This is a genomic window from Mycobacterium sp. NGS62, from assembly GCF_059812285.1.
Window position 1 is genome coordinate 66277 of sequence record NZ_JCALCK010000006.1, and the last position, 25303, is coordinate 91579.

25 protein-coding genes are annotated in these 25303 nt (G+C 66.4%); 11 read left to right on the forward strand and 14 right to left on the reverse strand.

The window, feature by feature from the left end; all coding sequences use genetic code 11:
* The first annotated feature begins 3 nt into the window (after positions 1-3).
* Positions 4-909 carry a glycerophosphodiester phosphodiesterase family protein gene (locus AC5Y49_RS16805; RefSeq protein WP_499888976.1) on the forward strand — a complete coding sequence of 302 codons (906 nt, stop codon included), beginning with the start codon at positions 4-6 and terminating at the stop codon, positions 907-909.
* Here AC5Y49_RS16805 and AC5Y49_RS16810 read toward each other — a convergent pair.
* The 3 genes from AC5Y49_RS16810 to AC5Y49_RS16820 are packed head-to-tail and all read right to left on the reverse strand — an operon-like array spanning position 884 to position 3810.
* Positions 884-2125, reverse strand: coding sequence for an SLC13 family permease (locus AC5Y49_RS16810; RefSeq protein ID WP_499888978.1), 1242 nt, complete (start codon positions 2123-2125; stop codon positions 884-886). The genes AC5Y49_RS16805 and AC5Y49_RS16810 overlap by 26 nt on opposite strands.
* Positions 2126-2131: 6 nt before the next feature.
* A complete protein-coding gene (locus tag AC5Y49_RS16815; RefSeq protein WP_499888980.1) occupies positions 2132-3052 on the reverse strand; it encodes an MBL fold metallo-hydrolase in 921 nt (306 codons plus the stop codon).
* A complete protein-coding gene (locus tag AC5Y49_RS16820; protein WP_499888983.1) occupies positions 3052-3810 on the reverse strand; it encodes a LamB/YcsF family protein in 759 nt (252 codons plus the stop codon). Before AC5Y49_RS16820 ends, AC5Y49_RS16815 begins: the two co-directional genes overlap by 1 nt.
* Positions 3811-3852: 42 nt before the next feature.
* Between AC5Y49_RS16820 and AC5Y49_RS16825 the strand changes: the two genes are divergently transcribed.
* The gene (locus AC5Y49_RS16825) at positions 3853-4932 is read left to right on the forward strand and encodes an Rv3575c family transcriptional regulator (protein WP_499888987.1); all 1080 of its coding nucleotides are present in this window, start codon (positions 3853-3855) and stop codon (positions 4930-4932) included.
* Here the strand turns inward: AC5Y49_RS16825 and kstR are convergent.
* Positions 4929-5534, reverse strand: coding sequence for a cholesterol catabolism transcriptional regulator KstR (gene kstR, locus AC5Y49_RS16830; protein ID WP_499889291.1), 606 nt, complete (start codon positions 5532-5534; stop codon positions 4929-4931). The two genes, AC5Y49_RS16825 and kstR, sit on opposite strands and share 4 nt — an antisense overlap.
* Before the next feature lie 263 nt (positions 5535-5797).
* Here kstR and AC5Y49_RS16835 point away from each other — a divergent pair, with 263 nt between their 5' ends.
* The gene (locus AC5Y49_RS16835) at positions 5798-7906 is read left to right on the forward strand and encodes an acyl-CoA dehydrogenase family protein (RefSeq protein ID WP_499888990.1); all 2109 of its coding nucleotides are present in this window, start codon (positions 5798-5800) and stop codon (positions 7904-7906) included.
* 75 nt (positions 7907-7981) lie between these two features.
* Here AC5Y49_RS16835 and AC5Y49_RS16840 read toward each other — a convergent pair whose 3' ends face one another.
* Together AC5Y49_RS16840 and AC5Y49_RS16845 are read right to left on the reverse strand one after the other, a co-directional pair.
* Positions 7982-8512 carry a hypothetical protein gene (locus AC5Y49_RS16840; RefSeq protein WP_499888993.1) on the reverse strand — a complete coding sequence of 177 codons (531 nt, stop codon included), beginning with the start codon at positions 8510-8512 and terminating at the stop codon, positions 7982-7984.
* Between the two features lie 22 nt (positions 8513-8534).
* Positions 8535-9602, reverse strand: coding sequence for a 2Fe-2S iron-sulfur cluster-binding protein (locus tag AC5Y49_RS16845; RefSeq protein ID WP_499888995.1), 1068 nt, complete (start codon positions 9600-9602; stop codon positions 8535-8537).
* 143 nt (positions 9603-9745) lie between these two features.
* Between AC5Y49_RS16845 and hsaA the strand changes: the two genes are divergently transcribed.
* Genes hsaA through hsaB form a run of 4 tightly spaced genes read left to right on the forward strand, consistent with a single transcriptional unit; the run spans position 9746 to position 13324 of the window.
* Positions 9746-10930 carry a 3-hydroxy-9,10-secoandrosta-1,3,5(10)-triene-9,17-dione monooxygenase oxygenase subunit gene (gene hsaA / locus AC5Y49_RS16850; protein ID WP_499888997.1) on the forward strand — a complete coding sequence of 395 codons (1185 nt, stop codon included), beginning with the start codon at positions 9746-9748 and terminating at the stop codon, positions 10928-10930.
* Positions 10930-11802, forward strand: coding sequence for a 4,5:9,10-diseco-3-hydroxy-5,9,17-trioxoandrosta-1(10),2-diene-4-oate hydrolase (gene hsaD / locus AC5Y49_RS16855; protein WP_499888999.1), 873 nt, complete (start codon positions 10930-10932; stop codon positions 11800-11802). Before hsaA ends, hsaD begins: the two co-directional genes overlap by 1 nt.
* Positions 11802-12707: an iron-dependent extradiol dioxygenase HsaC gene (gene hsaC / locus AC5Y49_RS16860; protein WP_499889001.1), complete on the forward strand. Its 906-nt coding sequence runs from the start codon at positions 11802-11804 to the stop codon at positions 12705-12707. The genes hsaD and hsaC overlap by 1 nt, the downstream gene beginning before the upstream one ends.
* Positions 12707-13324: a 3-hydroxy-9,10-secoandrosta-1,3,5(10)-triene-9,17-dione monooxygenase reductase subunit gene (hsaB, locus tag AC5Y49_RS16865; protein WP_499889002.1), complete on the forward strand. Its 618-nt coding sequence runs from the start codon at positions 12707-12709 to the stop codon at positions 13322-13324. Before hsaC ends, hsaB begins: the two co-directional genes overlap by 1 nt.
* A 49-nt stretch (positions 13325-13373) precedes the next feature.
* Here hsaB and AC5Y49_RS16870 read toward each other — a convergent pair whose 3' ends face one another.
* From AC5Y49_RS16870 to fadD3, 7 genes are read right to left on the reverse strand one after another with little or no spacing between them, the layout of a single operon-like run.
* The gene (locus AC5Y49_RS16870; RefSeq protein WP_499889003.1) at positions 13374-13817 is read right to left on the reverse strand and encodes a YybH family protein; all 444 of its coding nucleotides are present in this window, start codon (positions 13815-13817) and stop codon (positions 13374-13376) included.
* 19 nt (positions 13818-13836) lie between these two features.
* The gene (locus AC5Y49_RS16875) at positions 13837-15087 is read right to left on the reverse strand and encodes a hypothetical protein (protein ID WP_499889005.1); all 1251 of its coding nucleotides are present in this window, start codon (positions 15085-15087) and stop codon (positions 13837-13839) included.
* A complete protein-coding gene (locus tag AC5Y49_RS16880) occupies positions 15084-16247 on the reverse strand; it encodes a pyridoxal phosphate-dependent aminotransferase (RefSeq protein WP_499889007.1) in 1164 nt (387 codons plus the stop codon). Before AC5Y49_RS16880 ends, AC5Y49_RS16875 begins: the two co-directional genes overlap by 4 nt.
* 9 nt (positions 16248-16256) lie before the next feature.
* Positions 16257-17198: an acyl-CoA dehydrogenase IpdE2 gene (ipdE2, locus tag AC5Y49_RS16885; RefSeq protein ID WP_499889009.1), complete on the reverse strand. Its 942-nt coding sequence runs from the start codon at positions 17196-17198 to the stop codon at positions 16257-16259.
* Positions 17195-18148, reverse strand: a complete 954-nt coding sequence (locus AC5Y49_RS16890; protein WP_499889011.1) for an acyl-CoA dehydrogenase family protein — start codon at positions 18146-18148, stop codon at positions 17195-17197. Before AC5Y49_RS16890 ends, ipdE2 begins: the two co-directional genes overlap by 4 nt.
* Positions 18145-19278, reverse strand: a complete 1134-nt coding sequence (locus AC5Y49_RS16895) for an acyl-CoA dehydrogenase family protein (RefSeq protein ID WP_499889013.1) — start codon at positions 19276-19278, stop codon at positions 18145-18147. The genes AC5Y49_RS16890 and AC5Y49_RS16895 overlap by 4 nt, the downstream gene beginning before the upstream one ends.
* Positions 19279-20799: a 3-((3aS,4S,7aS)-7a-methyl-1,5-dioxo-octahydro-1H-inden-4-yl)propanoate--CoA ligase FadD3 gene (fadD3, locus tag AC5Y49_RS16900; protein WP_499889015.1), complete on the reverse strand. Its 1521-nt coding sequence runs from the start codon at positions 20797-20799 to the stop codon at positions 19279-19281.
* 84 nt (positions 20800-20883) lie between these two features.
* On the opposite strand from fadD3, the gene ipdE1 reads away from it, so the two are divergent.
* The 4 genes from ipdE1 to fadA6 are packed head-to-tail and all read left to right on the forward strand — an operon-like array spanning position 20884 to position 24560.
* The gene (ipdE1, locus tag AC5Y49_RS16905; RefSeq protein ID WP_499889017.1) at positions 20884-22044 is read left to right on the forward strand and encodes an acyl-CoA dehydrogenase IpdE1; all 1161 of its coding nucleotides are present in this window, start codon (positions 20884-20886) and stop codon (positions 22042-22044) included.
* Positions 22041-22829, forward strand: a complete 789-nt coding sequence (gene ipdF / locus AC5Y49_RS16910; protein WP_499889019.1) for a (5R,7aS)-5-hydroxy-7a-methyl-1-oxo-2,3,5,6,7,7a-hexahydro-1H-indene-carboxyl-CoA reductase — start codon at positions 22041-22043, stop codon at positions 22827-22829. The genes ipdE1 and ipdF overlap by 4 nt, the downstream gene beginning before the upstream one ends.
* Positions 22826-23410: a TetR family transcriptional regulator KstR2 gene (kstR2, locus tag AC5Y49_RS16915; RefSeq protein ID WP_499889020.1), complete on the forward strand. Its 585-nt coding sequence runs from the start codon at positions 22826-22828 to the stop codon at positions 23408-23410. The genes ipdF and kstR2 overlap by 4 nt, the downstream gene beginning before the upstream one ends.
* A gap of 1 nt (position 23411) precedes the next feature.
* Positions 23412-24560: a steroid 3-ketoacyl-CoA thiolase FadA6 gene (fadA6, locus tag AC5Y49_RS16920; RefSeq protein WP_499889022.1), complete on the forward strand. Its 1149-nt coding sequence runs from the start codon at positions 23412-23414 to the stop codon at positions 24558-24560.
* 90 nt (positions 24561-24650) lie between these two features.
* Here the strand turns inward: fadA6 and AC5Y49_RS16925 are convergent, their stop codons facing one another.
* The gene (locus AC5Y49_RS16925) at positions 24651-25259 is read right to left on the reverse strand and encodes a TetR/AcrR family transcriptional regulator (RefSeq protein WP_499889024.1); all 609 of its coding nucleotides are present in this window, start codon (positions 25257-25259) and stop codon (positions 24651-24653) included.
* Positions 25260-25303 lie beyond the last annotated feature (44 nt).

Here is a 25303-nt window from a genome sequence, read left to right on the forward strand (position 1 = left end):
GGCATGCGTTTTCGCCTGGCCGCACTGGTTCTGGCGGTTCTCGTCGTTCCCGGTCCGCCGCCGGCCAGCGCACAACCATCCAGCTTCGACCTGGTGGCGCACCGTGGCGGCGCAGCTGCACTCGAAATAGGCGTCAGCACACTGGAGTTCGACATCGGCATAACCAAGGACCGCCAGCCCGTGGTATGGCACGACCAGGACATCCAGCTGGAAAAATGCGCTGACACCGCGCCCGCGTCGGCCACGGACCCGCAGTATCCCTACGTTGGGAAGCTCGTACACGAGCTCACGCTGGCGCAGCTCCGCACGCTCGACTGCGGCGACCGGATCGCGACGCTACCGGAGATCTTTGCGCTCACCGACTCCTATCGGGCCGACGTGCGCTACGACATCGAGACCAAGGTGGATCCCGACGCGCCGTCCGCGACAGCCACTCCGCACGAGTTCGTCGAGGTGATCCTCGCCGCCGTTCGGGCGGCGGGCAAGACCGACCGCGTCGAGATTCAGAGCTTCGATTGGCGAATACTGCCGATGGTGCGGCAAGTCGAGCCGTCGATTCCCGTGGTGGCGTTGTGGAACCAGATGACATGGCGACCCGGGTCTTCGTGGCTGGCGGGGATCGACCCGACCGTCGTCGGTGATCCGGTCGTTGCTGCCGCGATGGTCGGCGCCAGCATCGTCTCGCCAGCCTATTCGTTGGTCGACAGCGCTTTGGTCGACAGGGCACATGCGTTGGGGATCAAGGTCCTTCCGTGGACTGTCAACGACACCGAGGCCATGCGCGCCCTGATTGCCGACGGCGTCGACGGCATCATCACCGACCAGCCCGCCCAATTGCGGGCGGTGATGGCTGATCTCGGCATGCCGTTGCCTGCTCGCTGTATCAAACCCCCAGCAGCCGCACGCTGACCCACAATGCCAGCACCGCCGCCACCAACGCGGTGGGCACGGTGCACAGCCCCAGCCGGGTGTATTCGCCGATACTCGCCGGCACGTTGTGCCGACGCAGGACCCGCCGCCACAGCAGGTTGGAGAGCGACCCGACGTAGGTCAAGTTGGGTCCGATGTTCACTCCGATCAACACCGCCAAAATCGCCGCCGGCCCACTGCTTGCGGCCAGCGGCAGCAGTACCAGCGTCGCGGGCAGGTTGTTGACGAGATTGGCCAGCACGGCGGCAACCGTGGCAATACCCAGCAGCGCAGGCAAGCTCGAGCCCGATGGCAACACCGCCCGCATGCCGTCGGCCACGCCGTTGAGCATCACGGCCTCTACCACAATGCCCAACGCCAACACGAACACCAAGAACGGCACGTTGACCGCGCGCACCAGCTCCACCACTGTGGTGTGGCGGTGCCGAAGACTGCGGATACCCAGCACCGATGCGCCGGCAATTGCAGCCCAGGCCGGTGCCACACCCAGTGCCTCGGTGATGGCGAACCCAGCCAGTGTCAAACCCACTACCGCCAGCACGAATAGCGGCGGGCGCGGTGGGGGCCCGATTTCCTGTCGTTCCGGCGACACATCCAGATCGCGTGCGAAGAACCAGCGGAAGACCAGGTATACGGTGCCGACCGCGGCTAGCCATGGCAACGCCATCACCGCAGTGAATTTGATGAACGACAGATCGGCGATGTGGAAGGCGAGCAGATTGGTCAGATTCGACACCGGCAGCAACAGTGAGGCGGCGTTGGCCAAGTGCGCGCTGGCATAAGCATGCGGCCGGACCGGCGCCCGCAGCCAGCGGACCGTGGCCAGTACGACTGGGGTCAACAGCACCACCGTCGCGTCCAAACTCAGCACGGCGGTGATGACGGCGGCGATGACGAACACCTGCCGCAGCAGCCGTTGCGAACCGAATCGGGCCCGGGCCATCGCCGCTCCGGCCGCCTCGAACAGGCCTTCGTCGTCACACAGTTTGGCCAGCACCAGTACCGCGCCCAGAAACGCGACTACCCGGGCCAGGCTGGCCGCTTCGGCGGCGGCCTGGTGCACCGATATCGTGCCGGCCCCGATCAGCACCGCGACGGCTGGTATCGCCGCGAACGCCTCGGGCCAGCCCCGCGGGCGTGCGACGGCAAAGCCGAGCACGACGGCAAGCAGCAGCAGCGCGAGGAATAGCGACAACGGATTTCAGGCCCAGGGATCTTCGCGCTGCCAGGCGGTCGGCATATCCAGCGGGACGCCGTCCGCCGCGGCCAGCCCGTCGAGGATGCGGATGGAAGCATCCAAGTCGTCAACCGCATATGGAAACGCCCGCAATGGCTTTGAGAGCGGGCGGAAGAAATCATCCCAATGGATCAGCACCACCCGGCGTGCGCCGACCGCGCGCACCGTTTCCGTCCAATAGTCGACGAGGTAGGTCTTTGGCTGCAAGCCGAGCTGACCGACGCCGAGGTAGACCACGTCGGCGCGCTGCCCGGCCAGGGCGCCTTTCACGAATCCGGCACTGCCTTGGACCAATGCTCGCCGACCCGAGGGGCGGTGTTCGATAAAAGTCGACCACGCCTCCCCGCAGCGGTAGGCCGACGCCTTCACCGGGGGAACCACCGGCGCGGTGACCGCGCCGGGAAACCGGTCCGGCGGGCAGTGGTGCGACTCGATCAGCGTGATCTCGAAGGGATCCAGCGCAATTGGCTTACCCGGTGTGGCCACCATCAAGCGGTCCTCGGCAAGGCCGTAGCCGAGGCCGATATTGGCCGCTGATTCGCCTCCGACCAGTTGCGCGCCGGTGCGATCAGCCACCAGCGGCGAGTCCAATGCATGGTCGATGTGCGTATGCACCGGTACCACGGCCGCCAGTCGGGCCACTTTGGCCCGGGCCAGGCACCCGTCCACCCGGGCCGGCGACGGCGAAACCTTGCGCAGCGCCACCCGCGACAGACTGGGCCGGGAGAAGTAGCCGTCGGTCATCAGCGCTGCAGAGCCGTCGTCGAACAGCAGCGTCGATACTCCCATCCACGTCACCGTCAGCGGCGCATCGGTTTTGGCGGGCGGGACGGTGAACCGGTGCGAATACCGTGCGATGTCGGGCCGGCCGGGGCGTAGCCGCATCAGCTGAACGCTTTCACGTCGATACCGTCCGCTGTCAACCGTTCCCGCACCGCGGTGGCGATTTGCACCGCGTTCGGTGAATCGCCATGGACACAGACCGATTCGGCCTGCAGCGTGACCACTGTCCCGTCGACCGCGGTGACTTGTCCGGTTGTCACCATCGTCACCACCCGCTCGGCGATGGCCGTCGGGTCGTGCAACACGGCGCCGGGTTCGCGTCGGGACACCAACTGGCCGTCCGGCCGGTAAGCGCGATCGGCGAAAGCCTCCGGGACGGTACGCACCCCTCGCCGGCCGGCCTCGTCGAAAAACATCGACTCCGCCAGGCCTAGCACCGGCAGGTCGGCGTCCACAATGCGCACCGCCTCGGCGACGGCGGCCGCCTGTACCCGGTTCGACATGATCGTGTTGTACAGCGCGCCATGGGGTTTGACGTACGACACCGACGAGCCGGCGGCTCCTGCAAGCCCCTGTAGCGCGCCGATCTGATAGACGACGTCGGCGAGCAGGTCCTCGGGCGTCTCGTCGATGTAACGGCGGCCGAATCCGGCCAGGTCGCGGTAGCCGACCTGGGCGCCGATGCGCACGCCCCGTGCGGCAGCCGCCCGGCAGACCCGTAACAGCCCGGCCGGGTCGCCGGCATGGAAACCGCAGGCCACGTTGGCGCTGGTGACGATACCGAGCATGGCGTCGTCGTCGCCGAGTCGCCAAACACCGAACCCCTCGCCCAAGTCGGCGTTGAGATCCACACAGGCCACGGTCGCTAGCTTAAGGCCGGGATCGTTGTACCGTCAGTGAGCATGTCCAGGAGTCCCACGCCGCGCCGGCGGGCGACCCTGGCCTCGGTGGCCGCGGAACTCAAGGTGTCGCGGACCACCGTTTCGAATGCCTATAACCGGCCCGACCAACTCTCTGCCGAGTTGCGTGAGCGGGTGCTCGCCGCGGCGAAGCGGTTGGGGTACCCCGGACCGGACCCGGTGGCAAGGTCGTTGCGTACCCGCAAGGCCGGGGCGGTCGGTCTGGTGAGCACCGAACCGCTGACCTATTCCTTTCGTGATCCCGCAGCGCTGGATTTCGTTGCAGGACTGGCACAGTCGTGCGAAGAGCTGGGGCAGGGGCTGATGTTGGTGGCGGTCGGTCCGAGCCGGACGGTTGCCGAGGGGACGGCGTCGGTGCTCGCCGCCGGAGTCGACGGCTTCGTGGTGTACTCGGTGGCGGTGGACGACCCCTATCTGCAGGTCGCGCTGCAGCGACGGCTGCCTGTCGTCGTGGTCGACCAGCCCAAGAACGTCGCCGGCGCGTCCCAGGTGGGCATCGACGACCGGGCGGCGATGCGTCAGCTTGCCGACCACGTGCTGAATCTGGGCCACCGCGAAATCGGTGTGCTGACGATGCGGCTGCACCGTGAGCGTCGCCAGGGCCTGGTCGGCGCCGAGCGCCTGCAGTCAGCGATGTTTCAGGTGCAGGGCGAACGCGTAACTGGTATCCGCGAGGCAATGGCCGCGGCCGGATTGAACCCAGACGCGCTGACGGTGGTGGAAAGCTACGACCACACGCCGACCGCGGGCGGTATCGCCGCCGAGGTCGCATTGGCGGCCAACCCGCGGATCACCGCACTGATGTGTACTGCTGATGTACTGGCGTTGTCGGCCATGGATTACTTGCGCGGGCGCGGCATCTACGTCCCGGGCCAGATGACCGTCACCGGCTTCGACGGGGTGCCGGAGGCGCGGCGGCGCGGACTGACCACGGTAGCCCAGCCGAGCCTGCAGAAAGGCCGTCGCGCCGGCGAACTGTTGCACCGCAACGATATTCAGCCGTCCGTGGAAATATTGGACACCGAGCTGATCCGCGGCCGCACAGCCGGGCCGCCGAGCTAGCTCGCCGGCCCCTCCTGATCGCCGATCAGCAGTCGCACCGCCAGGTCCAGTCGTTTGCTCACATCCGTCGCCGAGGCCCGCCGGGTGAGCCAGGCCAGCAGGTTGGACAGCCACACATCCGAGATCACCCGGGCAATGTGGTACTGATCTTCGGTCGGTTCGCCGTCGCTCATCGCGCGGGCGAACATGGAATCGATGAGCTTCTCGACATGGTCGACTTCGCCGGCCGCCGAGGCGTCGGCGAACACGTAGGCCCGGGTCATGGCCTCGGTCAGCAGCGGGTTGCGCTGCATTGCCCGGTTGAGTTTGCTGACCATGAAGTTCAGCCGCTGGAAAGGTGTCCCGCCGGTCAACGTGGACCGGTCGGTCTTGGCATCGATGCGTTCGAATTCCCGGCCCAACGCCGACACCAGCAGATGCACCTTGGACGGGAAATACCGGTACAGCGTGCCCACCGCCACGTCGGCGCGGTCAGCCACCGCCCGCATCTGAACTGCCTCGTAACCGCCCTTGGAGGCGATCGCCATCGTCGCGTCCAGGATGCGTTTGCGGCGCTCCCGCTGCGCTTCGGACCCGAGTTCGGACTCGGCCAGTACCGCCACGTTCATGACCTCACGAGGCTGCGCATCCGACGCGCGGCCCGAGCCGCTGTTCGCTGGCGACGACATCTGACGGGCAGCTCCTTCTTCGTGCGTTTCGCTGTCAAACGATACGCATGCCGAACGCGAATTTCCCACCTCCGTGCGGCCGGGACACCGGGGTGTCCTGCTGCGATGGCGTTCGACTTGACGGTCGATCGCTGGCACTATTAGAACACGTTCTAGTGTTGCTTAGCGCCCTTGTTACACCGAATTAGGAGCCGATCGTGCCAGCGACCACCACTGACGAACAGTTCGCGGCGCGTCAGTTGGTGCGCGATTGGGCAGCCGGGTCTAGTTCCAAGGCCGCGATCCGCGACAGCGAGCAGGGCAAGCCCGAGGCCTGGCGGCCGGTTTTCGACGGTCTGGCCGGTCTGGGGCTGTTCGGGGTCGCGATTTCCGAGGACTGCGGTGGCGCCGGTGGCAGCACCGATGACCTCTGCGCCATGGTCGACGAGGCCGCGAAAGCCCTGGTCCCGGGTCCGGTGGCAACTACCGCGCTGGCCACCCTGCTCGTCACCGATGGCGCGCTGCTCGAGTCGTTGGCGTCGGGGGAGCGCACCGCGGGTGTCGCGTTGTCGGCCGATGTCCGGTTGGACAACGACCGGGCGTCGGGCAGCGCCGACTACGTGCTGGGGGCCGACCCGGCCGGTGTGCTGCTGGTGCCGGCCGCCGATGGCTGGCTGGTCATCGACGCTGCGGCCGACGGCGTCACGGTCGAGCCGCTGGGTGCCACGGACTTCTCCCGGCCCTTAGCGCGCGTGACGCTGGACTCCGCGGCCGCGGCGATGCTTCCGGTAGCGGCACAGCGCGCGGAAGACCTCGCCGCCACCGTGCTGGCAGCCGAGGCCGCCGGCGTCGCGCGGTGGGCGCTGGACACTGCCACCGAGTACGCAAAGGTGCGCGAGCAATTCGGCAAGCCGATCGGCAGCTTTCAGGCGATCAAGCACCTGTGCGCGGAAATGTTGTTGCGGGCCGAGCAGGCATCGATCGCCGCCAGTGATGCAGCGACGGCAGCCGCCACCGACGCCAGTGATCAGCAGCTGTCCATTGCCGCCGCGGTCGCCGCCGCGACGGGCATCGAGGCCGCCAGGGCCAACGTCAAAGACTGCATCCAGGTGCTCGGCGGCATCGGCATCACTTGGGAGCACGACGCGCATCTGTACCTGCGCCGTGCCTACGGCATCGGCCAGTTCCTCGGCGGCCGGGCACGCTGGCTGCGTCGGGTTGCAACGTTGACGCAGCAGGGCATTCGGCGCGAGCTGCACATCGACTTGGATTCGGTGGCGCATCTGCGCCCCGACATCAGCGCTGCGGTCACGGAGGTCGCCGCGCTGCCTGTCGAGAAGCGCCGGCGGGCGCTGGCGGAGGCCGGACTGCAGGCACCGCACTGGCCGACGCCCTACGGGCGCAACGCTTCACCGGCCGAGCAGCTGCTGATCGACCAGGAGATGGCGGCGGCTGGCGTGGAGCGGCCAGATCTGGTGATCGGCTGGTGGGCTGCGCCGACGATTCTCGAACACGGCACACCGCAGCAGATCGAGCGCTTCATTCCGGCCACCCTGAACGGTGAAATCCTCTGGTGCCAACTGTTTTCCGAGCCGGGCGCCGGCTCGGACCTGGCGTCGCTGCGAACCAAAGCCGTCCGCGTAGACGGCGGCTGGCGGCTGACCGGGCAGAAGGTGTGGACGTCGGCGGCGCACAAGGCGCAGTGGGGAGTGTGCCTGGCACGCACCGACCCCGACGCGCCGAAACACAAAGGCATCACCTATTTCCTGGTCGAGATGTCCTCGCCCGGGGTCGACATCCGGCCGCTGCGCGAGATCACCGGCGACGACTTGTTCAACGAGGTTTTTCTGGAGGACGTGTTCGTTCCCGACGACATGGTGGTCGGCGCGGTCAATGACGGCTGGCGGCTGGCCCGCACCACGCTGGCCAACGAACGAGTGGCGATGGCGGCGGGCACCGCGCTGGACAATCCCATGGAAGAGGTACTGCGCACCGTCGCCGCGCTTGATCTTGACGTCAGCGAGCAGGACCGGCTTGGTGCGCTGATTCTCTCGGCCCAGGTGGGTTCGCTGCTGGATCAGCGTATTGCGCAGTTGGCCGTGGGCGGTCAGGATCCCGGCGCGGAGTCCAGCGCCCGCAAGCTGATCGGAGTCCGCTACCGTCAGGCGCTGTCCGAATTCCGGATGGAGTTATCCGACGGCCGGGGCGTGGTGGAGAACAAGACGGTGCACGACTTCCTCAACACCCGCTGTTTGACCATCGCCGGCGGCACCGAACAAATTTTGCTGACCTTGGCCGCCGAGCGGCTGTTGGGCCTGCCGCGCTGACCCGCCGACATCGGCCCAACGTCGACTTGTTGGGCTCAATTGCCAGATTTCGCCCAACAACTCGACGCTCGGCGCTTAGGAAAAGCCAGTTTGTGCGCAGGTGCTCGGCGACGTGAGATTCACTCCGCTGTAGACCACTTGAATGTGTGTACACATGATGACGTTTACGTCGGTCTTCGGTTGCCCGGTACGCCAATCCGTTGCGTCGATCCGGCCGGTGCTTTGGTATTTCTCCGGCGGGCCCTCACCCATGTAGATGTCGGTCATCACGTCGGTCCCGCCCTGCTTCTGGATCCGCTCGTTCTGACCGTCGGCATGGACGTCGAGGTAGACCAGCCGGTTCAACGTGCGGAATTCGGTGCTCTGCCGGGCCCACAGGCCCGACGGAAATCCGGCCGCTCCCTCCGGAGTGCGAAGGTTGGCGCCGACGGTGAAGTCGCAGCTGCCCGTAGCGCCATGGCAGTCGAGCAGAGCGCGGGTTTCCAGCTGGGTGCCCTCGTCGACCGGCATGAGGGTGGTGGCCGTGTTGCTTGCCGCCGACGACGGCGGCGCCATCACCAAAGCCAGTGCAACGCCCGTCACTGCCGCCACCAGATGTTTGCTCATGAGCAGAACCTAACGCCCGCGATCACTCGTCGTAGGTGACTTCGACCGAATCGGTCTCCGGACGGGACTGACAGGCCAGGATCAGCCCCTCGTCGAGGTCCTGCTGCTCCAGGACATCGTTGACCTCCATGTTCACCTTGCCCTTGCGCAGACTGCAGGCACACGCCCCGCAGTGGCCCTCCCGGCAGGAGAACGGCGCGTCGAGGCCGGCGTCCAACAACACGTCGAGCAGCTTGGCGCCGCGCGGCCACGACACGGTGTGCGTTTCACCGTCGAGCTCGACGACGGCGGTGGCCGGCGGCTCGTCGCCGTCATCCTCGACTGTCACCGCCGCGAACGGATCGGAGTCCAGGGACTTGAACACCTCGAGATGCACCTGGCCGCCGGGCACGTCCAGAGACTGCAGCGCCTCGCGGGCGGCCTGCATGAACGGCCCGGGCCCGCAAATGAACGCTTGCCGGTCGGTGTAGGGCGCAGCCAACTGCGCCAGCGCCGTCGTGCTGGGCAGCCCCTGCAGCGACTCCAGCCAGTGCACGACGGTCAGCCGGTCGGGGTATTTCGCGGCGAGCTCTCGCAGCGCATCGCCGAAGATCACCGAGCGGTCGTCGCGGTTGGCGTAGAACAGCACTACCTGCCCGCTGCCTTCGGACAGCGCCGACTTGCAGATCGACATGATCGGGGTGATCCCGCTGCCGGCGGCCAGCAGCAGGAAGTCGGCGTCGAGCGTCTTGGGCACGAAGTTGCCCGACGGAGCCAGCACATGGATCCGCATCCCGGCGTGGGCGTGGTCGCACAGCCAATTCGACGCGTAGCCGTCCTTGTCGCGCTTGACGGTCACGGTGAGCGCTTCGTCGGTGAACGGAGAGCTACACAGCGAGTAGCAGCGTGCCACCGAGCCGGTGCGCTCGCTGGGAATCCGCAGGGTCAGGAACTGGCCGGGCGCATAGCGCAGCCGGTCAGCCGGGATGTCGTCGGGTGCCGCGAACACCAGCGATCGCGCATCGTCGGTCTCGGCGACGACGTCAGCGATCTGCAGTTCGAGGACGTGGCTGCCGAGCGGCTCGTCGGGAACGGTGTCCGTCGTCGTCACCCGGCCCTCCTTCTGTCGTAACTAGAACAGGTTACAGAAACCTGGCCACCTATCGCTACCAGCCGCAGGAATACCCTGCTCGACACAAATCGGAACGTGTTCTAGTCTCTGTGGTAAGTCAGCACTCCCAGGAGGCATCAGCAGTGACGTCCATTCAACAGCGTGACGCGCAGTCGGTCCTAGCCGGCATCGACGACCTGCTTCCGCAGCTGCGGGAGCGGGCCCAGGCGACCGAGGATCTGCGCCGGTTGCCCGAGGAGACCGTCAAGGCGCTCGACGACGTGGGCTTCTTCACGCTGCTGCAACCCGAGCAGTGGGGCGGCCTGCAGTGCGACCCGGCCTTGTTCTACGAGGCGGCGCGACGGCTGGCCAGCGCGTGCGGCTCGACCGGCTGGGTGGGCTCGATCATCGGCGTGCACAACTGGCATCTGGCGCTGTTCGACCAGAAAGCCCAGGAGGAGGTTTGGGGCGACGACCCGACGGTGCGGATTTCGTCGTCCTACGCTCCGATGGGGGCGGGCACCGTGGTCGACGGCGGCTATCTGGTCAACGGCTCGTGGAACTGGTCGTCGGGCTGCGACCACGCCACCTGGGCCTTTTTGGGCGGTCCGGTCATCAAAGACGGCCGGCCGGTCGACTTCGGCAGCTTTTTGATCCCCCGCAGCGAATACGAGATCAACGACGTGTGGCATGTGGTCGGGCTGCGCGGCACCGGCAGTAACACCGTCGTCGCCAAGGACGTCTTCGTGCCGCGGCACCGGTTTTTGTCCTACAAGGCGATGAACGACGGTAGTGCGGGCGGGTATGAGACCAACACCGCGCCGGTCTACAAGATGCCTTGGGGCACGGTGCATCCCACAACTATTTCGGCGCCGATCGTCGGGATGGCCTACGGCGCTTACGATGCGCACGTCGAGCATCAGGGAAAGCGGGTGCGGGCGGCGTTCGCCGGCGAGAAGGCCAAAGACGATCCGTTCGCCAAGGTCCGCATCGCCGAGGCCGCCAGCGACATCGACGCGGCGTGGCGCCAGCTGATCGGCAACGTCAGCGACGAGTACGCGTGTTTGACCGCCGGCAAGGAGATCCCGTTCGAGCTGCGGGCGCGGGCGCGGCGAGACCAGGTCCGCGCCACCGGCCGGGCGATCTCGTCGATCGACCGGCTGTTCGAGGCCTCGGGCGCTACGGCGCTGGCCAATGACGCTCCGGTGCAGCGGTTCTGGCGCGACGCGCACGCCGGCCGGGTGCATGCGGCCAACGACCCCGAGCGCGCCTACGTCATCTTCGGAAACCACGAGTTCGGGCTGCCCCCCGGCGACACGATGGTCTGATGACCGCAACCGACGAGCTGACGTTCGAATCCACGTCGCGTTACGTCGACGTCGACGTCGACGGACCGCTGAAACTGCACTACCACGAGGCCGGCGTGGGCAATCCGCAAACTGTGGTGCTGCTGCACGGCGGCGGCCCGGGTGCGTCGAGCTGGACCAACTGGTCCCGCAACATCGCGGTACTCGCCGAACGGTTTCACGTCCTGGCCGTCGATCAGCCCGGCTACGGCCACTCCGACAAACGGCCAGAGCATGGGCAGTTCAACCGGTATGCGGCCAGGGCGCTCAAGGGCCTCTTCGACCAGCTGGGACTGGAACGTGTTCCGCTGGTGGGTAATTCGCTCGGCGGCGGCACCGCGGTCCGGTTCGCACTGGACTACCCGGACCGGGCCGGGCGACTGGTGCTGATGGGCCCCGGTGGATTGAGCGTCAACCTGTTCGCACCGGATCCCACCGAGGGCGTGAAACGGCTGTCGAAGTTCTCGATGACGCCGACCCGGGAGAACCTCGAGTCCTTCCTGCGGGTGATGGTCTACAACCAGAAGCTGATCACCGACGAACTGATCGACCAGCGGTTCGAGCTGGCGAGCACGCCGGAGTCGCTGGCGGCCACCCAGGCGATGGGTAAATCGTTCTCGTCGGGTGACTTCGAGCTGGGCATGATGTGGCGCGAGGCCTACCGGTTGCGCCAGCCGGTGCTGCTGATCTGGGGGCGCGAAGACCGGGTCAACCCGCTGGACGGGGCGCTGGTCGCGGTGAAGACGATTCCACGTGTGCAACTGCACGTCTTCGGGCAGTGTGGACACTGGGCACAGGTGGAGAAGTTCGACGAGTTCAACAAACTGACGATTGATTTCCTGGGAGGTGCGTGATGAGCATCCGCTCACTGGGTTATCTGCGCATCGAGGCCACTGACATGGCCGCCTGGCGCGAGTACGGGCTCAAGGTTCTGGGCATGGTCGAGGGCAAAGGCAATGTCGAGGGCGCACTGTATCTGCGGATGGACGATTTCCCGGCGCGGCTGGTGATTGTGCCCGGTGAACACGACCGGCTCTCGGTGGCGGGCTGGGAATGCGCGAATGCCGAAGGTCTGCAAGAAATCCGGGGCCGCCTCGACGTGGAGGGTACCCCGTACAAGGAAGCCACCGCCGCCGAGCTGGCGGACCGGCGCGTCGACGAGATGATCCAGTTCCAGGATCCCTCGGGCAACTGCCTGGAGGTCTTCCACGGCGCCGCGCTGGAGCACCGCCGAGTCGTCAGCCCGTACGGACACAAGTTCGTCACCGGGGAGCAGGGACTGGGCCATGTGGTGCTCTCCACCCGCGACGACGCCGAGGCGCTGCACTTCTACCGCGACGTGCTCGGCTTCAAACTGCGCGACTCGATGCGGATGCCGCCGCAACTGGTCGGCCGGCCCGCCGACGGGGCGCCGGCCTGGCTGCGGTTCTTCGGCTGCAATCCACGCCACCACAGCCTGGCGTTTCTGCCACTGCCCACGCCGAGCGGCATCGTGCACCTGATGGTGGAAGTGGAGAACGCCGACGACGTGGGGCTGTGCCTGGACCGCGCGCTGCGCCGCAAGGTGCCGATGTCGGCCACGCTGGGGCGGCACGTCAACGACCTGATGCTGTCGTTCTACATGAAGACTCCGGGCGGATTCGACGTCGAATTCGGTTGCGAGGGCAGACAAGTCGACGACCAGGATTGGATCGCCCGGGAGAGCACCGCCGTGAGCCTGTGGGGGCATGACTTCACGGTCGGCGCGCGCGAACAGTAATGACTCGCGCCGGCGACGATGCAGAGCGTAGCGATGAGGAGGAGCGGCGCTTGAATATCGCGCCGATTGACCCGCGCGCCTTCCGGCAGGCGCTGGGCCAGTTCTGCACGGGGATCACCATCATCACCACCGTGCACGACGACGTTCCGGTCGGGTTCGCCTGTCAGTCATTCGCGGCGCTGTCGTTGGAGCCGCCGTTGGTGTTGTTCTGCCCGACCAAGGTGTCACGCTCGTGGCAGGCCATCGAGGCCAGCGGGAAGTTCTGCGTCAACGTCCTGACCGAATCCCAAAAGGACGTCTGCGCGAGGTTCGGGTCCAAGGAGCCGGACAAGTTCACCGGGATCGATTGGACGCCATCGCAACTGGGTTCGCCCGTCATCGACGGCTCGCTGGCTTATATCGATTGCACGGTCTCGTCGGTGCATGACGGCGGTGACCATTTCGTGGTGTTCGGCGCGGTGCAGTCGCTTTCCGAAGTGCCGACGATCAAACCCAGGCCGCTGCTGTTCTACCGCGGCGACTACACCGGCATCGAACCGGACAAGACCACCCCGGCCCAGTGGCGCGACGACCTCGAGGCGTTCCTGACGACCACCACCCAGGACACCTGGCTGTAGGCGCGGTTCGTGCAGTCAGGCGCACAGGCTGTCGACACTCGTCGTGGTATCAGTGCTCGTAAGTGGTTTCGGTGTTGGCGTCCTGAAACATCTCCGACACGATGAGCCAAGATCCATCATCTTGACGCTGCAGGGCTCGCAACGAGAAGTTGTCCCGGTCCAAGGTCCCGCCGCCCACCAGACCCTGTCCTCGGATTTTGAGATGCGCAGACACCAGAACGACTTCTGCTGTCAACACGCGGAACGTCGTCTCCGGTGCATCGACAAGTTCGCCCCGGTTGAAGTTCTCATCCTGAAACAGGCCGCTCAGGTAGTCGACGATTTCATCGCGTCCCCGTTTGACTGTGCCGAAGGCGTTGACCCAGTCGGCGTCGTCGGAATACACCGCGCCCAGCGCGTCGGCGTCGCGATCATCGAACCCGCGCAGCAATGCCAGCAGCGTCTTGCCGATCGCCTGTTGATCCTGCTGTGCCAGGTCTGAGAAGTCCATCATGCTTCGGATCGTAAGCCGACTAGTGCCCGTGCCAGCGATCCTGGTGGTCGGCATGGGTCTGCAGGTAGGCGCCCGGCAGAAAGAACTCGTCGTAGAAGTCGGTGTCGAGATGTTGCGCCTGCAGATACATCAACACGTGCACGGTCGGCACGGTGCCGGGTAGCTTGCCGAAGGTGTCGTAGATGTGGGACGCCTCTACGGTGACGATTTCTTGAATGCGCGCCGGCGGTAACGCGGACCCGCGCACCTTCGGAGAATCCGACCACGGCCCTGGCGTATCGGCGTCGAAAGGACCGCCCGGGCCGAACTTTCGCGCAACGAGCTTCTCGACGCCCGCTGCTACCGAGGAGACATGCGGTGGGCTGAGGGTCTCGAAATATCCGGATAGCCCGGTGACATTCGGGAATGGCCACCGCTGATCATCGTCGGCAGCAAAGCCCAACCCGTCGAGCACCGACAACCGATTCAGTCCGTCGTAGATCCAGCCGCCGAGGCCCATCGCCTGCAGCGCCAGCATCCCGTTGTTGGCGGCGATGGCGAGTTCCGCGCTGGCCTCGGTGAGCGTGTATTGCTCGACGAATGACAGCGGAACCGGGTCGTCGGCATGCCCGAGCGACGAAAACTGTTCGATGCCGGGGATTGTGCGCCCGGTGATGTCGTCGACGATCGGGTAGCCGTTGGCAGCGAAGAACCACAGGTTTTCCATCAAGTGTTCGGCGAGGTCGGCCACCGGGAACGCCAGCAGACTGCCCCGATGGTTGCCGATCCAAATGTTGTGGCCCTCCATATGTGGCTCCACGCGCGGCAGTTCGAGGCGGGTGGCTGAAATCCGAACGTAGGACGCCGCGGTGTGACTGATCCATTCCTCGATGCTGTGGGACTCGCGTGGTTGCTCGTCGCGGGTCGGCAACAGGTAGCAGCCGGTGTCGTCGGTGAAGAACAGCTGGCTGGTGTGGAAGCCGGCCGCCGACGGGAAAGTGCGACCGGTCGCGCTGCCCGAGTAATTCGGTAGTGATGGCGCATAGCCGGGATGGTGTGTGATGCCGCTGTGCCAGCCGGTGACACCGGCTGCCATCGAAACCACCAGCGCCCGTTCAACTTCGGATAGCGGTTGGACCGGTCGGCTACTGGTGAAAGCCAAAGCGCCGGCAGGGATCGCGCCGCCGACCGGGAACCGACGTGACCGCCGCCCGGTGATTGCGGCGAACAGCGAGAACTGCGACGCCTCGGCCAGCGCAGCCCGCTCGTGCTCGGAAATGACGAGGCTCACCGCCGCAGCCACGGCTCGATGCGGCCCAGCGCCTCCTCGATATCCGACGCGGGCCCGGCGAACGACAGCCGGACGAAGGAGCCGCCCGCGGCAGTGTCGAAGTCGATGCCAGGTGCGATCGCTACACCGGTGTCCGCCAAGAGCTTCGAGCAGAACTTCATCGAGTCGGTGGTGAAGTCCGAGACGTCGGCATAAACGTAGAACGCACCGTCGGTGGGTGCCAATCGATCGATCCCGATGTCGCGCAGGCCGTCAAGTAATCGCCTGCGGTTGATCGCGTACTGATGCAGATGCCCGTCGGCTTCGGCGGCGGATGCCGGGGTGAACGCGGCGACGGCGGCGTACTGCGAGAGCACCGGCGGGCAGATGGTGAAGTTGCCGGTCAGGCGGTCCACTGCCCGGCGCAACTCGGTCGGTACCAGCAGCCAGCCCAGCCGCCAGCCCGTCATCGCGAAATACTTGGAAAAGCTGTTGACCACCACCGCATTCCGTGATGTCCGCCAAGCGCAGCTGGTCTGCGGTGCGCCGTCGTAGACCAGTCCGTGGTAGACCTCATCGCTGATCAGTCGCACTCCGGCGGCGTCGCACCAGGACGCGATCGCCGCCAACTCGGCCGGCGGGATGACGGTCCCGGTCGGGTTGGCCGGGCTTGCCACGATCACGCCGGCCAGCGGCGGGTCGATCTCGGCGAGCATCTGCGCGGTGGGCTGAAATCGGGTATCCGGTCCGCATGGGATCTCGACGACCTCGCAACCGAGCGCCGCGAGAATGTTGCGGTAGCACGGGTAGCCGGGGCTGCTGACCGCCACCCGATCGCCGACGTCGAAGCAGGCCAGAAAGGTGAGCAGAAACCCGCCCGACGACCCGGTCGTCACCACCACGTCATCGGCGTCGACTTCCAGTCCGTGCCGGCTCAAGTACGCGGCGGCGATCGCCGCGCGCAGCTCCGGAATACCGAGTGCCACCGTGTAGCCCAACTGGTTGCGGTGTAGCGCCTCGGCCGCGGCGGCGCGCACCGGCTCGGGGGCTCCGGCACTGGGCTGCCCCGCCGACAGGTTGACCAAATCGCCATGGGTGCGTTGCCGCTCGGCGGCCGCCAGCCACACGTCCATCACGTAGAACGGCGGGACGCCGGCACGCAGCGCGACGCGATCGGTCATGCGCCCAGGTTAGAGCACCTGTGACTCGAGCCGCCGCAAGTGCTCGCGAGGCGGACCGAGCAACTGTGAACTGCCATGCGCGCGTTTGAAGTACAGCTGCATGTCGTGTTCCCAAGTGATCGCGATACCGCCATGCAGCTGAATGCCGTCGGCGGCCACCGCGCTGAACGCCTCGCTTGCCGCGATGCGGGCCAGCGCGGCCGTTGTCGGCGACGGCTCGGCCACCGCGTCGTTGACGACCGCACGGGCCGATTGCACTGCGACGTACAGGTCGGCCATCCGGTGCTTGAGCGCCTGGAAGCTGCCGATCGGCCGACCGAACTGCACCCGCTCCTTGGTGTAGTCGACAGTCAGGTCCAGGCAGCGTGCTGCTGCACCGATCTGCTCGACGGCCAGCAGGATGGCCGCGGTGTCGGCCATGCCGGGGTCGGCGCCCAGTGGCGTGCTGCTCTGCGCCTCGACGCGGGCAAGCCGGCGCGTGGGATCCATCGGGGCGACGGGCTCGGCGGTGAACTCGGTCCACCGGTTGAGCTTGCCGTCCGCGGCGCTGACCACGACGTCGGCGATATCACCGTTGACCACATAATCGGGGTCGAACACCACCGCCCCGATTGTCGCGCCCTCGGCCAGTTGCTCCAAAGTGTCGGCGTCCGGCTCGTCGGCAGCGAGCAGCGCCAGCTCAGCCAGTGTGGTTCCCAGCAGCGGAGTGGGCACCAAACCCTTGCCGAGCTCCTCCAGGACGACGGCAGCGTCACCCAAACTGCCGCCGGCACCGCCGTATTCCTCGGGCACCAGCAGCGCCGCCGCGCCGACTTGCTCGCACAGCAGCCGCCACAGCGATTCGTCGTAACCGCGGTCCGATTCCATCGCCACGCGCACCGCCTCGGGCGAGGCGTGCTTGTTCACCAGCGCGGCGACGGTCTCGCGCAGCAGTTCCCGTTCATCAGTCACGACAGTGCCTCCAGTACCCGTCGGCGATGCGCAGCGGCGCCACCCCAGGCGGGCCGCAGCGCCTGCACCCGCAGTAGCCACAACGACAGGTCGTGTTCGGCGGTGAAGCCGATGGCGCCGTGCGTCTGCAGCGCGGCGCGGGCCGCCAGCAGGGCGGCGTCGGATGACCCGGCCTTGGCGGCGCTGACATCGCGGACGGTGTCAGGGGAGTCGGTGGCCAGCGACAGCGCGGCGCCGTAAACCAACGGCCGGGCCAGCTCGACGGCGATATGCGCGTCGGCCAGCTTGTGTTTGATCGCCTGGTAAGAGCCGATCACCCGGCCGAACTGGGCGCGTTGCTTGGCGTAGTCGACCGCCGCGTCCAGTAGGGCCTGCCCGGCGCCGACCAGTTGCGCAGCGGTGGCCAGTGCGCCGAATTCGTAGGCGCGCGCGACGTCAGCATCCCACGCCGTGCCGGTGGCGGTGACGTCGAACAGGCGACGGCTGGGGTCGACGCACTCGTGGCACTGCCCGACTTCGGCCGCGCTCACCCGGTTGTCTGCCAGCAATACCAGCCCGGCCGTATCGGCGTCCACGGCGCGCGGCACCTGTGGCGGCAGGGCGACCGTGGCGATCAGCTCTCCGGCCGCCAGCGCCGCGCAGCGCTCGTCGTCACCCAGCAGAAGCGGCGCTACCGCAATGGATTCGGTAACCGGCCCGGGTACGCACCAGCGTCCGAGCCGTTCCAGCGCGACGACCAGGTCGACCGGATGTGCGTCGAGGCCGTCGAACCGTTCGGGCACCAGCAACGCGGTGACACCCAGGTCGGCTAACTGCGTCCACACTTTGCGGCCCGGCGTGGTGTCGCCGGCGGCCCAGGCGCGGACCGTACCCGGCACGTCGGCCGCCGCAAGCGCGGCATCGATGCTGGCCGCAAAGTCGCGCTGCTGCGCGTCGAGGTCAAATCTCATTTGGCTTTCTCCCGGGGCAGGCCCAGCAGCCGCTCGGCGATAATGTTGCGCTGAATCTCGTTGGTACCGGCGTAGATCGGGCCGCCCAACGCGAACAATAACCCGTCGGTCCAGGGGTCGGCGAGCTCGCCGTCGGCGCCGCGGATGTCCAGCGCGGTCTGGTGGATTGCGACATCCAAATCGGACCAGAACACTTTGGTCACCGACGATTCGGCGCCGAGTTCGCCGCCGTCGGTCAATCGGGTCACGGTGCCGAGGGTGTGCAGTCGATACGCTTGCGCCTTGATCCATGCGTCGGCCACCTGATCGCCGAAAGTGCTGTCGCCATGGTCTTTCCACAGCTGCGCCAGCCGCTCGGCGGCGGCCAGAAAGCGAGCCGGGCTGCGCAGCGACATGCCGCGTTCGTTGCTCGACGTGCTCATCGCGGCCCGCCAGCCGTCGTGCACGGTGCCGATCACGTCGACGTCCGGCACGAAGACGTCGTCCAGGAAGATCTCGCCGAAGCCGGTGTCGCCGCCGAGTTGGGCGATCGGGCGCACGGTGATCCCGTCAGCCTTCAGGTCGAACATGAAATAGGTCAGGCCGCGGTGGCGCTCGGCTTGGGGATCAGAACGGAAAAGTCCGAACCCCTTCTCGCCGAACGGTGCCCGAGAACTCCAGATCTTCTGACCGTTGAGCAGCCAGCCGCCGTCCGTCTTGGTAGCGGTTGATCTCAACGACGCCAGGTCGCTGCCGGATTCAGGCTCCGACCAGGCTTGCGCCCAAATCTCCTCGCCGCTGGCCATCTTGGGCAGTATGCGGTCCAGCTGCTCCTCGGTGCCGTGTGCGAACAATGTGGGTGCGAGCATCGAGGTGCCGTTGGCGCTGGCGCGCCCGGGAGCACCGGCCCGGAAATACTCTTCTTCGAAGATCACCCACTGCAACAGCGTCGCGTCCCGCCCGCCGTAGCGCTGCGGCCAGCTGATCACCGAAAAGCCGGCATCGAAAAGTACCTTGTCCCACCGTCGATGCTGCTCAAAGCCCTCGGCCGTATCGTAAGACTTGGTCGGGAATGACGCTTTGTTCGCGGCGAGGAACTCGCGCACCTCACGCTGGAATTCCAGCGTCGCATCGTCGAAATCAAGGTCCATCTACGACATCTCTCGCAATAGCGGTTTGACCACCTTGCCGCCCGGATTGCGGGGCAGCGTGTCGACAAACCTCACCGAACGGGGGGTTTTGAAATTCGCCAGATGTTCACGGGTATGGGCGATCACCGCCTGCTCGTCGAGACCGCATCCCGGTCGCGTCACCAGGAACGCGCGACCCACCTCGCCGAGTCGCTCATCGGGGACGCCGATCACCGAGGCGTCGAGCACGCCGTCCAGCCGGGCCAGCACCTGCTCGACCTCCGCGGGATAGACGTTGAACCCGCCGCAGATGTACATGTCCTTGAGCCGGTCGGTGATCTGCAAATTTCCTGCGGCATCGAGCTTTCCGATGTCACCGGTGTGCAGCCAGCCCTCAGCGTCCACCGTCGCCGCAGTGGCCTCCGGGTCGTCGAGGTAGCCGAGCATCACGTTGGGCCCGCGCAGCAGCACCTCACCTTGCTCACCGATCCGGAGCTCGAAGCCGGCGATCGGGCGCCCACAGGTCGTGGCCACGGTGGCGGCGCCATCGTCGGCGCGGCACATGGTGCCAAACCCATTGGATTCGGTCAGGCCGTAGGCGGTCAGCACGATGTCGATGTCCAACTCGGTCTGCATCCGCTCGATCAGCACCACCGGCACGGTCGCGGCGCCGGTGACCGCGAACCGCAACGAGCTCAGGTCATAGCTGCCGCGGCGCGGATGGTCCAGCAGCGTCTGGTAGATGGTTGGCGGGCCGGGCAGCACGGTGATGCGGTGCTCGGCCACCGCCCGCATCGCCCGCTCCGGGTCGAAAGTCAGCTGCGGATACAGCGTGGCGCCGGTCTGTAGGCACGCCAAAATGCCGGCCTTGTAGCCGAAGTTGTGGAAGAACGGGTTGATGCACAGGTAGCGGTCGTCGGTGGTGATCTTGCCGCAGGCCGCCCACGCCGCCGACCCCGCCAGCGATTGGCGATGGGCGCACAACACGCCTTTGCTGCGACCCGTGGTGCCGGACGTGAACAGCACGTCGGAAACATCATCGGGGCGCACCGCGGCGGCCCGTTCGTCGGCGGCGGCGACGTCGCTGCCGCGCGCGACGAATTCGTCCCAGGTGCCGTCGTCCGCCTCGATCGGCACCCGCACGATATGACGCAACGCAGGCAGCGCCTCGCGGCGCAGCTCGGCCACTTTGTCCGCGCCGAGGAACTCCCCCATCGCCACCAGCAGTGGGGCGTCGGTCCGGGCCAGAATGTCGGTGGCCTCGGCCGCGGTGTAGCGGGTATTCAGCGGTACCACGGTGCCGCCGGCATAGTGGGTAGCCAGGCAGGCGACCACCCAGTGCCAGGTGTTCGGCGACCAGATCGCCACCCGATCCCCGGCGCCGAGGCCAAGGCCGATCATCGCCGCCGCGGCTTTGCGCACCTCGTCGCGCAACTCACCGAAGGTGAGGTTGCGGTCCGGGGTGACCAGCGCAGCACGGTCGGGTAGGTCGCGAGCGATGCGATCCAACACCGCAGGAATGGTCTGCGGATCGCTCGACATCGACGCTCCTCTAACTTCGCCCCACGCCGACCGAAATGACCCAGGGGCTAACAAAGCAAGTGCTTGGTAGGTTAGCCTACAGGGGTGCAGGACGTCGAGGAGTTCCGGGCCGAGGTCCGCGACTGGCTGGCCGCGAACCTGACTGGGGAGTTCGCCGCGCTCAAGGGGCTCGGCGGCCCCGGCCGTGAGCATGAGGCCTTCGAGGAGCGACGGGCCTGGAACCAGCATTTGGCGGCAGCGGGGCTGACCTGCCTGGGGTGGCCGGTCGAACACGGCGGGCGAGGTCTGTCCGTCGCTCACCGGGTGGCGTTCTACGAGGAGTACGCGATCGCCAACGCGCCCGCCAAGGTCAACCACTTCGGTGAGGAACTGCTCGGGCCGACGTTGATCGAGTTCGGCACCCCCGAGCAACAGCAGCGGTTTTTACCCACGATCCTCGACGTCACCGAACTGTGGTCCCAGGGCTATTCCGAGCCCGGCGCCGGAAGCGACCTGGCCAACGTGTCCACGACCGCGGTGCTCGACGGCGACCAGTGGGTGATCAACGGCCAGAAGGTGTGGACGTCGCTGGCACATTGGGCGCAGTGGTGCTTCGTCATCGCGCGCACCGAAAAGGGCTCCAAGCGGCACGCCGGATTGTCCTATCTGCTGGTGCCTCTCGACCAGGCCGGGGTGCAGATCCGCCCGATCGTCCAGCTCACCGGTGACTCGGAATTCAACGAGGTCTTCTTCGACGACGCCCGTACCGACGCCGATCTGATTGTCGGCGCCCCCGGTGACGGCTGGCGGGTCGCGATGGGAACGCTGACATTCGAGCGAGGTGTGTCGACGCTCGGGCAGCAGATCGTCTACGCACGCGAACTCGACGGCGTCGTCGAGCTCGCCAAGCGCACCGGTGCCGCAGACGATCCGTTGATCCGGGAACGACTGACCAGGTCCTGGGCCGGCCTGCGGGCGATGCGCAGCTATGCCCTGGCCACCATGGACGCCGAGGGGGGCGGCCGGGCCGCCGGAAAAGATAACGTGTCGAAGCTGTTGTGGGCCAACTGGCATCGCGAGTTGGGCGAGATCGCGATGGACGTGCGGGGCAAGGCGGGTATGGCGCTGACCGACGGTGACTTCGACGAATGGCAGCGCCTGTACTTGTTCACCCGGGCCGACACCATCTACGGCGGCTCCAATGAAATCCAGCGCAACATCATCGCCGAGCGGGTGCTCGGCCTGCCCCGGGAGATCAAGGGATGACGCTTGCCAGCGCACCGAAAGAGATTGACGGACACGGCCTTTTGACCGGCAAAGTCGTGGTCGTCACCGCCGCCGCAGGCACCGGCATCGGATCGGCGACTGCGCGGCGTGCGCTGCTGGAGGGGGCCGACGTCGTCGTCTCCGACCACCATGAACGACGACTGGGCGAGACCGCCGGCGAACTGTCGGCACTGGGGCTGGGCCGCGTCGAGCACGTGCTCTGCGATGTCACCTCCACCGCACAAATCGACGCGCTGATCGCTTCTGCCACCGCACGGTTAGGCCGAGTCGACGTCCTGATCAACAACGCCGGCTTGGGTGGGCAAACCCCGGTGGCCGACATGACCGATGACGAATGGGACCGCGTGCTCGACGTCACCCTGACATCGGTGTTCCGCGCCACCCGGGCGGCGCTGCGCTACTTCCGCGATGCCGGCCACGGCGGTGCGATTGTCAACAACGCCAGCGTCCTGGGCTGGCGCGCCCAGCACTCCCAATCGCACTATGCCGCAGCGAAAGCCGGGGTGATGGCGCTGACCCGCTGTGCCGCTGTCGAGGCCGTCGAATACGGCGTGCGGATCAACGCGGTGTCGCCCAGTATCGCCCGGCACAAATTCCTCGACAAGACCACCTCGGCCGAACTACTCGACCGGTTGTCGGCCGACGAAGCATTCGGCCGCGCCGCCGAGCCGTGGGAGGTGGCCGCCACGATCGCGTTCTTGGCCAGCGATTACTCCAGTTACCTGACCGGAGAAGTGATTTCGGTATCGAGCCAGCATCCATGACCCGGCGTGAAGAACTCCTGGAGCTCGCCGCGACGATGATGGCCGAGCGCGGCCTGCGCGCGACGACTGTCCGCGATATCGCCGACGGCGCAGGCATTCTGTCCGGCAGCCTGTATCACCACTTTTCCTCCAAGGAGGAGATGGTCGATGAAGTGCTGCGTGGCTTTCTGGACTGGCTGTTTGACCGCTACCAGGAAATCATCGACAGCGAACCCAATCCGTTGGAGCGACTCAAGGGCCTGTTCATGGCGTCATTCGACGCGATCGAACATCGTCACGCGCAAGTCGTCATCTATCAGGACGAGGTCAAGCGGCTCTCGTCGCAGCCTCGGTTCTCCTACGTCGCAGACCTCAACAAACGGCAGCGCAAGATGTGGGTCGACGTGCTACACCAGGGGATGGAGGAGGGCTACTTGCGGCCCGATCTCGACGTCGACCTGGTCTACCGATTCATCCGCGACACCACCTGGGTGTCGGTGCGCTGGTATCAGCCCGGCGGACCGCTCACCGCTCAACAAGTGGGTCAGCAATACCTCGCGATAGTCCTGGGCGGAATCACCGCAAATAGAGAAGGAGTCTGAAATGACTGACGCGTACATCATCGACGCTGTGCGGACGGCGGTCGGCAAGCGCAACGGATCGCTGGCTGGTGTGCACCCAATCGACTTGGGGGTAGCCGTATTTCACGGGTTGTTCGACCGCGTCGACGTGGACCCCGCGGCCGTCGACGATGTCGTCGTGGGCTGTGTGGACGCGCTGGGCGGGCAGGCCGGAAACATCGGCCGCAACGCCTGGCTGGCGGCCGGCTACCCCGAAGAGGTCCCAGGCGTCACCGTCGACCGGCAGTGCGGATCCAGCCAGCAGGCGATTTCTTTTGGCGCGCAAGCGATCATGTCGGGCACCGCGGATGTGATTCTGGCCGGTGGCATGCAGAACATGAGCCAGATCCCGATCGCGTCAGCAATGGTGGTCGGCAAGGAGTTCGGATTCACCTCTCCCACAAGTGAGTCTAAGAACTGGCTGCACCGCTACGGTGACCAGGAAATCTCGCAGTTCCGCGGCGCGGAATTGATCGCCGAGAAGTGGAACCTCTCCCGTGAGGAAATGGAGCAGTTCGCGCTGAGCAGCCACCAGCGGGCGCTGGCAGCGATTCATGGCGGGCACTTCGACAACGAGATCGTCGAGGTCGACGGGTTCCGGATCGACGAGGGCCCGCGTGAGACGTCGCTGGAGAAGATGGCGTCACTGAAGACCCTGTCCGAGGGAGGCCGGTTGACCGCAGCGGTGGCCAGCCAGATCTCCGACGGCGCCAGCGCGGTGCTGTTGGCGTCCGAGCAGGCCGTCAAGGATCACAAGCTCACGCCGCGGGCCCGCATCCACCACATCAGCGCCCGCGGCGCCGACCCGGTGTTCATGCTGACCGGCCCCATTCCGGCGACCCGCTATGCGCTGGAGAAGACGGGGCTGTCGATCGAGGACATCGACGTGGTCGAGATCAACGAGGCGTTCGCACCCGTCGTATTGGCCTGGCTCAAGGAGATCAAGGCCGACCCGGAGAAGGTGAATCCCAACGGCGGCGCGATCGCGCTGGGTCATCCGCTCGGCGCTACCGGGGCCAAGCTGTTCGCCACCATGCTCAACGAGTTGGAGCGCACCGGCGGCCGGTACGGCTTGCAGACGATGTGTGAGGGCGGTGGTACCGCCAACGTCACAATCATCGAACGCCTCTAACCCCCTCTTTTGCGCGAGCGTGCGTGTCCCCGGCCGACACGCCGGGGCGTGTCGCGGGAACACGCACCCTCGCGGCATGAACGCGAGCCGTCATCGTGACAAGCCGGCAATGATGTCGTCGACTGTGCGCCTCGCCAGCGCGTTGACCTCACGGCGATTCGCCCGCCTTAGCGGTCCACGGAGGACCAGTTCGGCGAATCCGTGCACCGCCGACCAGCAGGGCCATTCGGCGTCGGCGCGTCGTTGGGCGGTCAGCACGCCCGCCTTTACCATGGCGTCAAGTGCGTCGACCAGCGCGAGATACGGTGGGGCAATATCAGTTTCGTTCCAATTGTCGGTTAGATCGGCGCCGAAGAAAGCCGTCGAAAACCACCCTGGCTCGTCAAGCGCAAACCTGATGTAGCCCAGCCCGACCGCTCGCAGCCGGTCACCTGCCTGCAGTTCGTAAGAACCGCGGCGGTGCATCGAGGTGTGCATCTGCGTCGCCATCCGGTGCTGGATGGCGGTGGCAACCGCCCGTAGCAATGCTTCACGGTCGGCAAAGTGACGGTATGCGGCGTTAGGCGAAACACCAACCCGCCGAGTCGCTTCCCGGATGGTCAGTGCGTCCGGCCCGCTGGAACGAGTGAGTTCGAGGCCCGCGTCGATCAATGCGTCCTGCAGATCCCCATGGTGATAAGCGGTCTTCAAGTCGGCCAACTCTTGACCCTCCTCAGGCTCAAGTGTACGGTGTGAACATTACA